Here is a 12,646-nt window from a genome sequence, read left to right as displayed (position 1 = left end):
TTTGCGTATTTATTATTGTAAGTGTCTTTATATGTTTTGTATAGCAATTTAGGATACAAATAGCTTAATATATGAAATATTTTTTAGGATTTCGACTGAGATCCGGCCTCAAGCACGTAGCGGATGGTAATGGCAGCTAAAACGATGAATCCACCGATCGTGGAATACAATCCAGGCTGTTCGTGAAAGAGGAGAAAAACCCAGATAGGATTTAAAATTGGCTCAATCGAAGTTATCAGAGTGGCTTCTAATGCTTTTACATAACGTATGGCATAAGAATAAAGAACATAGGAAAATCCGAGTTGAAAAACTCCCAAGACCGTAATGCATATGATACTTGAGGCATCGATGACATTACTTAACCAAAAGGGAATGCTAATAGCAAAGGTAAATAGGTTACCTAATAGGACTGAACCATAAGGGGAACCATCTTTTTGCATGCGCATAAAAAGGATAAATAAATAGAGCAAAAGTGATTCCAGATCCAATGGCGAATATATTTCCTAAAATACCGCCTGCTGTAATCTTGTCAAGAAAGAAAAAAAGCATTCCGCAGCAGACAAGAAAGATAGTCAACCAATCTCGTCGGTTCACCGTTTCCCCGATCAGCCAGCCACTAAGCAATGCCACATAAATAGGAGCCGTATATTGTAATAGTATAGCATTGGCGGCAGTGGTAAGCTTTGTGGCAACTACAAATAAGGTAACGCAAGCACAATAAGCCGCCGCTCCTGCCCATTGCGATTTAGAAAAAGAGAGTTTTTCTTTACGAAAGGCGAACCCTATTATCAATGATGCAAGCAGACTCCGGCCGCCTGCAATAGACATTGGATGCCAGTCGATTCCTTTTATCAAGAAACCTCCAGAGCTCCAGAGGATGGCTGCTAGAGCCATATAAAAAATAGCTTTTCTTTTTTTTGTCATTGAATGTACCTTTTCCTGTTGTTTTTCTTTTACGTGTTCTAGAATACGGGAATAAGTTTCATAAGTTAATTCTCTTTAAATCGGTATATACCTTCTGTTGAATATTTCTACAATTTAAAAACAGCAAGTATACTAACGCGATCTTTTGGTGTGGTTAAGTATGAGCCTCCAAGGGGAAATAATATCGAGAAAATAGAAAAGATGTTACTGGGAGTTTGAAGTGAATCTACAAATGTTTTTATTGACGAGATTATAGAGCTATGATATTATTTAACCAATGTTATAGCTGATCAGATAAACTGAAGGCTGAAGAAACTCCTGAAGAGGGCTTTCTTTAGTCTTTTTCTTTTTAGAAGTCATATACCAAAATGATGTTTTGGTGTAATCTGATTTAGATGAAGCAATTAAAAAGACGTACGAGAGTATTGAGTCTCTGTACCAAGTTTATCAATCATTGTATAAATACAATATATGTAAATAGAAAGGGGTATAAAAATATGGCTTTACCAGAAAATTTACGTTTTGACTCATTGGCAGTACATGGAGGACAAGAACCTGATCCAACAACTGGTTCGAGAGCAGTCCCCATTTACCAAACCACATCCTACAATTTCCGTGATAGCGAGCATGGTGCTAATTTATTTGGTTTAAAAGAAGCTGGTAATATTTATACTCGTATTATGAATCCAACGACAGATGTGTTAGAAAAGCGGATTGCAGCTTTAGAAGGCGGTGTGGCCGCACTAGCTTTTGCCTCTGGTCATGCTGCGATTAATGCCGCAATATTAAATATCGTCCAAGCTGGAGATGAAATTGTTAGTTCATCCACTTTGTATGGCGGCACGTATAATATGTTTGCTTATACTTTGCCTCGTATTGGAATTAAGGTAACTTTTGTTGATCCTAGTGATCCGGAAAATTTCCGCAAAGCGATTACGGATAAGACGAGGGCCGTTTTTGCAGAAACCATCGGGAATCCTAAAATTGACGTATTTGATGTTAAAAAAGTAGCAGAGATAGCTCATGAAAATGGTATCCCTTTGTTAATTGACAGTACCTTTGCTACACCTTACCTTTCTCGCCCTATCGAATTTGGTGCCGATATTGTAATTCATTCTGCTACTAAATTTATTGGAGGACATGGTACTTCCATGGGAGGAGTGGTTGTTGACAGTGGTAATTTCAATTGGGCTAACGGAAAATTCCCTTCCCTATCAGAGCCAGATCCAAGCTATCATGGTTTAAGTTATACAGAAGCATTAGGTCCCTTGGCTTTCATCACTCGCTTGCGTATTCAAATTCTGCGTGATTTTGGCGCAGCAATAAGTCCTTTCAATAGTTTCTTATTGCTGCAGGGATTGGAAACCTTGCCTTTGCGTATGCAGCGTCATACGGAAAATGCCTTGGCCGTTGCGCAATATCTTGAAAGCCATGAACAAGTTGAATGGGTAAGCTACCCAAGTCTTCCCAGTCATCGGGATCATGCATTAGCTAAAACGTATTTACCAAAAGGTGCAGGTGCGATCCTAACCTTTGGTATTAAAGGTGGATTGGAAGCTGGTAAGAAATTTATTGATGCTCTGAAACTATTCTCAATCCTTGCTAACGTTGGGGATGCGAAGTCTTTGGTTATCCATCCTGCGAGCACCACTCATTCCCAGCTTACTCCTGAACAGCGTGCTACAGCAGGTGTAGCGGATGAACTGATTCGCTTGTCAGTTGGTATTGAAGATAGTGCAGATATTATTGCGGATATTGAGCAGGCTCTTGCTGCAGCACAATAAATTTATAAAGTAAAATAACTGATCAGAAAGCTGAAGGTTAAGAATTGCTAAAACAAGCGAATTCTTAACCTTTTATGCTAGTAATTTCTAAAGGTACTAAGGAGAACTTTTCATGAACAGCCAAAACATAAAAAAAGATATTATTGAATATGCAAAGAATTTAGGAGCAAATTTAGTGGGCTTTGCTCCTGTTTCTCGGTGGGAGGAATTTAATGAAGTAAAGGAAGCATACCGTCCTGAAGTGATTTGGCCTCAGGCGCAAACAGTAATCGTACTGGGGATACCTGTTTTGCTGCCTATTTTGGAGACAACTCCTTCAATTAATTATGTAGAGCAGTATGATACTGCAAATATTATGCTTGATCAAATTGCATATCGGCTGTCAATTTATTTAAATGAACTTGGGCATGCATCCATTTTTTTGCCTCGTGATGGTTATGGTGATATTAAAGTATTAGTAGAGAAGCCTGTAGCTGCATTTGGTCATGTTTATGCAGCAAAATACGCAGGATTGGGCACTGTCGGTTATAATAATACCTTACTAAATGAAAAATTTGGACCCCGGGTACGATATGTATCTGTTTTTACTGCATTAGCAATACCTGGTGATCCTTTAATAGAAAAAGATCTTTGCAATAAATGCCGTGTCTGTCAAAAACTATGTCCATCTCAAGCCTTTCTAACGCGAGATAATGATCTTGTAGCGCAAATGGATAAGGTTGCTTGTGCTAAGTATCATGATCAGCTTCGCGAGGAGCATCGCTATCCTTGCGGTATTTGTATTAAAGTTTGTCATGTAGGTCAAGATCGTAATTTATATAAAAGTACAGATATTAAATTATATCTTGATGAGAAAAAGGCACTGGAAGAAGATCCGGCAGATCCTCGCTATCAGGGCTGGGTTCATTGCCGTACCCATGGGTCAAAAGGGGACAGAATATCTTAAGATCATGTCATAACGCTTTGCTAAAGAAGGCTCTATATTAAAACGGATTTATTCCGAAAGAATTAGCCTTCTTTATGTATTTCTGTTTATACAGCAAGTAAATGCATAGTTGGGATAGTCAACATAAGGGTAGAAGAGACGATTATGCTAATTAACACGATATTTGTCAGTTTTTGATGGGGATTTTTAGAAGGATTTAAACATTTAACAGCGAAATTATCAGAAAATACTAATAAGATTTTTTTTAATGTGGGAAAGAATGCTAAATCATCTTGTTTAGTTGAACTCTGCTATTAAGGGGGTCGAAGTGTGTCTGTTCTCGCTAAGGTAACAAATCCTATAGATTGTATTGCACAAAATCGATGTAATAACCCTGAAGACGAAAAAGGTAGTAAGAACACTCTTCGTGCTCTACTTGCGATGATTCAAGAGCTGGCAAAAGTAATTACTCTTGTTCCTAATTTAAGGTGTAACCATAGAAGCTATCATGAATCCACTGCTTTGGAAGAAGCGGGATTACATGATAAAGGAATACCTGAATGTAGACGAATTTCAATAAAAAAAGCTAAGCTTATTAGATATAAAAAAAAGTTACCAATTCATAAAAATAGGTTTTGTAATAAAGCCGATCAAATGGAAAAAGCATTTCGAGAACTGTTTCATTGCAGCCCTTGCCCTATGGCGCTTATATCTGTTGATACTCAAAATATTATTACAGCCAATGATCATTTTGTAAAAGTAACAGGGCAGGATTACGAAACGATTCTCAAGTGGAATATCGATACATTGAAAGACATGATTTCGCCAATGGATTATCGTCATATACGGAAACGCTTAATTCAGCAGCAAAGTGTAGAGAATTATACATGCAGATTGAATATGAAATCACAACATGCAAATGTGATCATTTTGAATGTAAGATACCTAATGGTTCATGAACAAAATATGCTGCTCCTGGCGATTGTAGACATTTCAGAAACAATCGAATTAAAGCAGCATATTGAAAGATTAAGCTGTTTAAATCTTGTGGGGCAATTAGCAGCCAGTATCGGTCATGAGATTCGCAATCCTATGACAACTGTACGGGGATATTTGCGCTATATGCAAAGAAAAGCAATTTTTAGTACTTTTACGGAGCAGTTTTCAATGATGATTTGCGAACTGGATCGGGCAAATGAAATTATTACTGATTTTCTTACTCTGGCTAAAAATCGTGTAAACGGTTCCGCTATGCAGAATCTAAATAAAATTGTTGAAGATATAGGACCTTTGATGGAAGCCATGGGTAGCGAAGTTGGACATTCCATCGAATTTGTGCTGCAGCCAATACCGGATCTGTTAGTAGATAAAATTGACATTCATAAAGTACTCATTAATCTGGTTAAAAATGGATTTGAGGCTATGAGTGATAAGGGAAAGGTTGTTGTTAGCACCTTTAAGGATGAGCGTTACATTGTATTGCAGGTTACAGACGAAGGTAAGGGAATCTCGAAAGACATTTTGGAGAAACTGGGGACTCCATTTTTTACGACAAAAGAAAAGGGAACAGGTTTAGGTCTTTCTGTATGCTACCAGATTGCAGCTAGGCATAATGCATTTATTGATATTGAAACAAATACGACAGGCAGTACATTTTCTCTTAAATTTCCTTATAATCATGAAAAGATTTGAGCCGTTTAGGTTGAAATCTTTTTTTTTTTTGCCTTTTAAGTTCATTTTAATGAATTTTATGGCGAATAATCTCTGCAAAACTAATAAATACTTAAAAATATTCATTTTGGTAAAAGTAAATTCATTTTAATGAAAAAATACTTGAAAAACAAAATGTATTGATATATAGTATTCCTAAAAGAATACTTATTTTTTACAAACTCAAAAACAAGAAAGAGCAGGCATAAATATGAATAAAGATATTGGGAAAAAAGTAAAAGAATTGCGAACTCAGAAAAAGATGACGTTAAAGGATGTTAGTGAAAAAACCTCTCTTTCTACGGGTCTTTTATCTCAGTTAGAGCGTGGACTGACCAATATTGCAACGGATTCACTGCAAAAAATTGCCCAGGTTCTGGGGGTTGATCTAGCCTATTTTTTTGCGAGTCCCACAAAAAAAGAAAGCTATGTTTTGCGAAGCTATGAGAAGGAAGTATTCCAAGTGGTGAATTCTCGATTTATTCATTATCACTTGACGAATGGTGCACCTGATAAAACCTTGCTGCCTCGATTAGTAGAATTATTGCCAATCAACAGTGAGGAAGATATAAGTCAGTATGCCCATGAGGGAGAAGAGTTTATTTATGTTTTAGAGGGAATTTTAACTCTTTTTATCAATAACGAGCAAATCGAAGTATTTCCTGGAGACTCAGCCCATTACAATTCCTCTACGGTGCATAATTGGGCGAATTATACAAGTAAAATGGTAAGGATGCTAGTCGTTAGTTCTCCTAATCCTTTTAAAATGTAAAACCTATTTATATAGGTTGAGGTGATTACATGAGAAAAGCAGTATTATTTAATATTCAAAAATTTTCTGTACATGACGGTCCTGGTATTCGCACTACCATATTTTTCAAAGGATGTCCCCTAGCCTGTCAATGGTGTCATAATCCAGAAAGTCAGAGTTACCAGGCGGAAATCTTAATTGATAGAGATCGCTGTACGCAGTGCGGGGAATGTGAAAAGCATTGCAGTCAGCAAGCTGTCTGGCAGAAGAATCATCAGCTGTTTTATGATGCCGAAAAATGTAACGCTTGTGAAATGTGTATAGATTATTGCTGTAACAATGCTAGAGAAATAGCTGGAAAAGAATACACAGTACAAGATGTAATGCAAGAAATTCATAAAGATAAACCTTTTTATGAACAATCAGGCGGTGGGGTGACCTTATCGGGCGGCGAAGTGATGATTCAAATCGACTTTATTGAGGAGCTGGTGAAAGCATGTAAAGAACAAGGCATCACGGTTGCCATCGATACTTGCGGCTATGCGCCTAGTGATAATTTTCTGCGGATTATAAAATATGTTGATGTATTCTTATATGATATTAAGCTTATGGACTCTGGTGAACACGAACATTACACTGGACGGGATAATGCTTTAATATTAGAGAATCTAAAACTGTTGTCTAATCATGATGCCGTCATTCAATTACGGCTGCCGCTTATTGAGGGAATCAATACTAAGAATGAACAGATTCAGGATATCATTGACTTTATTGCCGATCTTAATATACATTCCATCAACCTATTGCCTTATCACCATATGGGGCAGGGAAAGTATAAAAAGCTCAACTGTCCGTTACCGGTATTAGAAAGGCCTACAGATTTGAGGTTGGAAGAGATCAGGTCCATGTTTAAGCAAGCAAATTATAAAGTGCAGATTGGAGGGTAAATTGTGGAACAAAGAGGTATGAATGAAAGAATTCGAAAACTTAGGAATCAGAGCTTAACGGTAGAGCCCCATTTGTCTATTGAAAGAGCGCGTTTGGTTACCGAGGCGTATGAAAAACATTTAGGAAAGGTGGAAACACCCATATTGCGCGCTCTTACCTTTCAGCACATTATGGAGAATAAAACGCTGTGCATTAATGACGGAGAACTCATTGTTGGCGAGAAAGGCGAACAGCCTCAATATGCACCTAGCTTTCCAGAACTTTGTTGCCATACAGAAGAAGACCTTGAAGTTATGGATCAAAGAGATAAAATTTTCTTTAAGGTAGATGAAGCAGCAAAAAAATTACAGAGGGAAAAAATTATACCCTTTTGGGAAGATCGATCTATGCGCAAAAATATCTTAGCGCAAATGTCTGCGGAATGGGTAGATTGTTATGAAAGTGGTATTTTCACAGAATTTATGGAACAAAGAGGCCCTGGACATACAGTAGCAGATGGAAAAATGTATACGAAAGGCTTTTTAGATTCTAAGGCTGAAATTCAAGAGCAGATAAAGTCTCTTGATTTCTTGGAAGATTCTCAGGCGTATGAGAAGAAAAATCAGCTGGAAGCAATGGCACTATGTTGTGATGCTATTGTAATTTATGGAAAGCGATACGCTCAATATGCTAAAGACATGGCGCAAAATGAGACAGATCCAAACAAAAAGGCGGATCTGCTGGAAATTGCAGCAAATTGCCAGGTTGTACCCGCTCATAAACCAGAGACCTTTGCCCAAGCGATTCAAATGTACTGGTTTGTACACATTGGCGTTACGACAGAAATCAATCCTTGGGATGCGTTAAGTCCTGGACGGTTGGATCAGCATTTATATCCTTTTTACAAAAAAGGTATAGAGGATGGAACTCTCACGAGGGAAAAAGCCAAAGAATTGCTGCAATGTTTATGGGTAAAGTTTAACAATCAGCCTGCGCCTCCTAAAGTCGGCATTACCTTAAAGGAAAGCAGTACTTATACGGATTTTGCAAATCTTAACACTGGCGGTGTAAAGGATGATGGATCAGATGGTGTCAATGAAGTATCCTATTTAATATTGGAAACCATGGATGAGATGCGACTATTGCAGCCTAGTTCTAATGTTCAAATTAGCAAAAAGTCGCCTCATAATTTTATCAAGAAAGCTTGTGAAATATCCCGCAAGGGTTGGGGGCAGCCAGCCTTTTATAACACAGAAGCGATTGTAGAAGAACTCTTAAGAGCAGGCAAAAATATTGTTGATGCGCGGCAAGGTGGATCCAGCGGCTGCGTGGAAACAGGTGCTTTCGGTAAGGAAGCCTACATTTTGACGGGATATTTTAATCTGCCTAAAATACTAGAATTAACTCTTAATAACGGTTTTGATCCCATCGGAAAAAAGCAGCTGGGGCTAAAAACTGGTTATGGTGAGGATTTTAAAACCTATGAAGATCTATTTAAAGCCTTTAAAAAACAGCTTCACTATTTCATCAATGTGAAGGTTACGGGCAACCACATTATTGAGCATTTGTATGCGAAGCATATGCCTGTACCTTTCTTATCCATTATAACCAGTGGATGTATTGCCAGCGGCAAAGATTATAATGCAGGTGGAGCGCTTTATAATACCAATTATATACAAGGTGTGGGTATTGGCACGCTCACAGATTGTCTGTCAGCTATTAAATACAATGTTTTTGACCAGAAACGTTTCACGATTAAAGAATTGCTAAAGGCTTTAGAAGATGATTTTATAGGTCATGATACCATTCATAACCTAGTTGCAAATCGAACTCCTAAATACGGCAACGATGATGATTATGCTGATGATATTATGGTAGAGGGATTTAATGCTTTTCATAATGAAGTTGTGGGAAGGAAGACCCGAAAGGGTGGGGTTTACGGCATTGATATGCTGCCTACTACCTGTCATGTATATTTCGGTTCGGTGATGGGGGCGAGTCCTAATGGGAGAAAAGCCTATAAGCCTCTATCGGAAGGAATATCTCCTGAAAAAGGTGCGGATAGAAAGGGACCTACAGCTGTTATTAAATCCGCTTCCAAAATGGATCACATTAAGACGGGAGGAACGTTGCTGAATCAGAAATTTACCCCTTCTGTTGTCACTGGTGACCAAGGCTTAGAAAATATGGTATCTTTAGTTCGTACCTATTTTAATTTAGACGGACATCATATTCAATTTAATGTAATTGATTCGAAAACATTATTGGATGCGCAAAAGCGCCCTGAAGACTACAAGGATCTAATTGTACGTGTAGCTGGCTATAGCGATCATTTTCATAACTTGAGTAAAGAACTGCAAGATGAAATCATAGAACGAACGGAACAGGGATTTCATTGAGAAGAGACTGTCTTACATGCAAAAGCATGGGAGACAGTCTCTTTTGTGCGCAGAATCATCCTTATGAGTTATATCTTCTGGGATGATACCAGTAAGAATTCATCCAAATTATGGTGATTTCTTGCTAATCCTAAAATTGGGAAAGGAGATAAGATTTTGATAGAGAAAATAGTAGAGTAAAGATGACTGCTTGTAGAGCCGTGTGAAAGATGGTAAGAGGGCAGGAGAATATCTTTATAGGCTAAGATGCTTGGTTTAGATTACAGTAAAAAGTAGGAGGCGGAATTAAAATGAAAAGTTATCAGATGTTCATTAATGGTGAATTTATTGCTAATGAGTCAAGAAAAATGATATCGGTCATCAATCCAGCCACTGAAGCTATTGTTTCTGAAATCCCTGCGGGAACTAGGGAGGATGTTGAAACTGCTGTAAAAGCGGCTGAACAAGCTCAAAAATCTTGGGCGAAGCTTCCGGCGATTGTACGTGCTGGTTATTTAAAAGAAATTGCTCAAGGTATACGAGAAAAATCAGAAGAAATTGCCCGTGTAATAGCTGAAGAACAAGGTAAAATATTGCCCCTTGCCAGAGTGGAAGCTAACTTCACGGCTGATTATATGGATTACATGGCCGAATTTGCCAGGCGTTATGAAGGGGAGATCATTGAAAGTGATCGCCCTAATGAAAATATATTTTTATTTAAATTACCAATCGGTGTTATTGGTGGAATCCTGCCTTGGAATTTCCCCTTTTTTTTAATTGCTCGCAAATTGGCACCTGCTTTAGTCACAGGAAATACGATTGTCATTAAGCCCAGCAGCGAAACGCCTAATAATGCCTTTGAATTTGCCAAGATTGTGGCAAAGACATCCTTGCCGAAAGGTGTTTTCAATTTGGTATCTGGTGCTGGTTCTGTGGTGGGCAATGCAATTGCTGGTCATCCTAAAGTTGGTATGGTAAGCTTTACGGGAAGTGTAGAGGGTGGAATTAAAATTATGAGAGCTGCGGCAGAAAATGTGACAAAGGTCTCCTTAGAGTTAGGGGGAAAAGCTCCTGCTATTGTAATGGCGGATGCAGATCTTGATCTGGCAGTGAAATCTATATGCGCTTCCCGCATTATTAATACTGGGCAGGTTTGCAACTGCGCAGAGAGGGTATATGTTCATGAGTCTGTTGCAGAGCAGTTTATTGCCAAAATGACAGTTGCGATGAGAAATGTTAAGTATGGCAGCCCACTAGAGGATGAAACGATTGATATGGGGCCCTTAGTCAGTAAACAGCAGTTAGAACAGGTAGAAGCTTCTGTTGCAAAGGCTGTCCAAGATGGTGCTACCTTAGTTGTTGGAGGTAAGCGGGCAGACAGAGGAGTGGGCTTTTATTTTGAACCGACGGTACTTATCAATTGCAAGCAAAGTGCTGATATTATGCAGAAAGAAACCTTTGGTCCTGTATTGCCCATCGCTACATTTAAAGATTTAGATGAAGCCATTGAACTGGCTAATGATTCAGACTTTGGACTAACTTCTTCTATTTATACGCAAAATATTGATATGGCTATGAGAGCGTGCAAAGAGATTAAATTTGGTGAAACCTATGTAAATCGGGAAAATTTTGAAGCTATGCAAGGTTTTCACGCTGGCTGGCGCAAATCGGGCATAGGCGGTGCCGATGGAAAACATGGTCTGGAAGAATATCTCCAAACCCATGTGGTATATATGCAATATAATCAAAATGTGAAATAAGCATATCCTGCTAATAGAGTAAGAGCCTTTGACGTTTTTCGCGTTAAAGGCTCTTACTCTATTAGCAGGACAAAGAAGTAAGAAAAGGGTTAAATTCGAAGGCATCAAGGATACTTACGCGTGCAAGAAGAACGCAAATGAGTTTGCTACCAAATAAGCAGATAATGTTGTACCGCAAGGGATACAATAGCTACAGCAATCCAGCAGGATAACCCCAGAAAAATCGGTTTTACACCATTGCTGATCAGTTGTTTCAAATGAGTGTTCAAGCCAATTGCAGCCATAGCCATCACGATAAAAAACTTTCCGATTTGGGCAAGAGTGAGACAAAGGGATGAAGGCAGAAAGCCGATGGTACTGACAATTGACGCAACTACAAAACCAAAAATAAACCACGGAAATATCTTAGAAAGTCTGAAAGAACTTGCGTTTTCAGCTTTTCGGGAAGCAAGTATAGCTAGTGCGATTGTTATGGGTATAATCATTAGTGTACGGGTTAATTTTACGATGGTGGCAAAGCTGCCAGCAGCTTGACTATACGAATAGCCGGCAGCTACTACAGAAGACGTGTCATTGATGGCTGTTCCTGCCCACATTCCAAATCCCATATCGCTCATATTAAAAATATGTCCAAGAAAGGGAAAAATAAACACTGCAGCGATGTTAAATAAGAATATGGTAGATATGGAGTAAGCAACTTCTTTATCGGTTGCTGCAATGACAGGAGCAGTTGCTGCAATTGCCGATCCGCCGCAAATTGCTGTTCCGACACCAATGAGTATGTTTACATTTTCCTCAAGTCGTAAATAACGCCCCACTAGACACGCTGTAATCAGTGCGGCACTTATAGTTGAAATCATAATAAGCAGTGACTGGCTGCCGACTGAAAAAACATGAAACAAGTTCATTTCAAAGCCGAGTAAAATAATTGCATACTGTAAGACTTTTTTAGCCGTAAAGGAAATTCCCAAGTTCAAAGATGCAGGTCTTTTTAAAAATGCAAGTGTCATGCCGAACAGAATTCCAAAAATCGGCCCTCCAACCAAAGGAACTGCGGTTCCAAGGTACCAGGCTGGAATCGCTATCATAGTAACGATAAAAACACCTGGCATGATTTTGCTGAGAAGATTATTTTTTACCATATTGATTCCTCCTCGTATAATAAGTTTTGTAAGCAACAATCCGCCGTTGTTTACAAAACTTATTTTATTTTTTCAACACGTAAAGGAACCCCTTGATGCTAAAATATTTGTAAGAGAATTTAGCAAAGGTAACGTCTTATCCTCCTTGCGAAACCTTTTGGTTATTGCTTATAAAGCTTGACGCCTGCCTTATTCATCAAATACCGCTAACACAGATGTTGCGTCTCTGGGCGAAAGGTATCCAGCAAAATGACTTTCACAGATGAATGCTTATTATGCGAGGCTGCGGTCAGTGAATAAGATCAGGGTATTCCTTTTCTATCTTTCTTATTCTCAGCCAGAAAG

At 38.5% G+C, this 12,646-nt stretch carries 10 protein-coding genes; 7 read left to right on the top strand and 3 right to left on the bottom strand.

The genetic code is table 11. The annotated features are described in order from the left end of the window. Positions 1-83: 83 nt before the first annotated feature. Together BMZ99_RS27125 and BMZ99_RS27120 are read right to left on the bottom strand one after the other, a co-directional pair. The gene (locus BMZ99_RS27125) at positions 84-440 is read right to left on the bottom strand and encodes a DMT family transporter (RefSeq protein WP_245755061.1); all 357 of its coding nucleotides are present in this window, start codon (positions 438-440) and stop codon (positions 84-86) included. Next, entirely contained in the window at positions 397-924 is a 528-nt protein-coding gene (locus tag BMZ99_RS27120) for a DMT family transporter (RefSeq protein WP_245755060.1), read from the bottom strand. Before BMZ99_RS27120 ends, BMZ99_RS27125 begins: the two co-directional genes overlap by 44 nt. Before the next feature lie 497 nt (positions 925-1,421). Between BMZ99_RS27120 and BMZ99_RS19570 the strand changes: the two genes are divergently transcribed. From BMZ99_RS19570 to aldA, 7 genes are all read left to right on the top strand, one after another. Continuing rightward, positions 1,422-2,708: a homocysteine synthase gene (locus BMZ99_RS19570; RefSeq protein ID WP_090941477.1), complete on the top strand. Its 1,287-nt coding sequence runs from the start codon at positions 1,422-1,424 to the stop codon at positions 2,706-2,708. Positions 2,709-2,820: 112 nt separating this feature from the next. Next, positions 2,821-3,654 carry an epoxyqueuosine reductase gene (locus BMZ99_RS19565; protein ID WP_090941474.1) on the top strand — a complete coding sequence of 278 codons (834 nt, stop codon included), beginning with the start codon at positions 2,821-2,823 and terminating at the stop codon, positions 3,652-3,654. Between the two features lie 309 nt (positions 3,655-3,963). Beyond that, entirely contained in the window at positions 3,964-5,325 is a 1,362-nt protein-coding gene (locus BMZ99_RS19560) for a two-component system sensor histidine kinase NtrB (protein WP_090941473.1), read from the top strand. A 229-nt stretch (positions 5,326-5,554) separates the two neighbouring features. Continuing rightward, positions 5,555-6,115 carry a helix-turn-helix domain-containing protein gene (locus BMZ99_RS19555; RefSeq protein WP_090941470.1) on the top strand — a complete coding sequence of 187 codons (561 nt, stop codon included), beginning with the start codon at positions 5,555-5,557 and terminating at the stop codon, positions 6,113-6,115. Positions 6,116-6,144: 29 nt separating this feature from the next. Continuing rightward, the gene (locus BMZ99_RS19550) at positions 6,145-7,041 is read left to right on the top strand and encodes a trans-4-hydroxy-L-proline dehydratase activase (RefSeq protein ID WP_090941466.1); all 897 of its coding nucleotides are present in this window, start codon (positions 6,145-6,147) and stop codon (positions 7,039-7,041) included. A gap of 3 nt (positions 7,042-7,044) precedes the next feature. After that, complete coding sequence (gene hypD, locus BMZ99_RS19545; RefSeq protein ID WP_090941463.1) at positions 7,045-9,420, top strand: trans-4-hydroxy-L-proline dehydratase; 2,376 nt, start codon at positions 7,045-7,047, stop codon at positions 9,418-9,420. Between the two features lie 290 nt (positions 9,421-9,710). Next, positions 9,711-11,159: an aldehyde dehydrogenase gene (aldA, locus tag BMZ99_RS19540; protein WP_090941460.1), complete on the top strand. Its 1,449-nt coding sequence runs from the start codon at positions 9,711-9,713 to the stop codon at positions 11,157-11,159. 146 nt (positions 11,160-11,305) lie between these two features. Here aldA and BMZ99_RS19535 read toward each other — a convergent pair whose 3' ends face one another. Then, entirely contained in the window at positions 11,306-12,301 is a 996-nt protein-coding gene (locus tag BMZ99_RS19535; RefSeq protein ID WP_090941457.1) for a YeiH family protein, read from the bottom strand. Positions 12,302-12,646 lie beyond the last annotated feature (345 nt).

The organism is Pelosinus propionicus DSM 13327 (assembly GCF_900114615.1).
Taxonomy (GTDB): Bacteria; Bacillota; Negativicutes; order DSM-13327; family DSM-13327; genus Pelosinus; species Pelosinus propionicus.
This window is presented reverse-complemented; position numbering and strand designations above follow the sequence as displayed.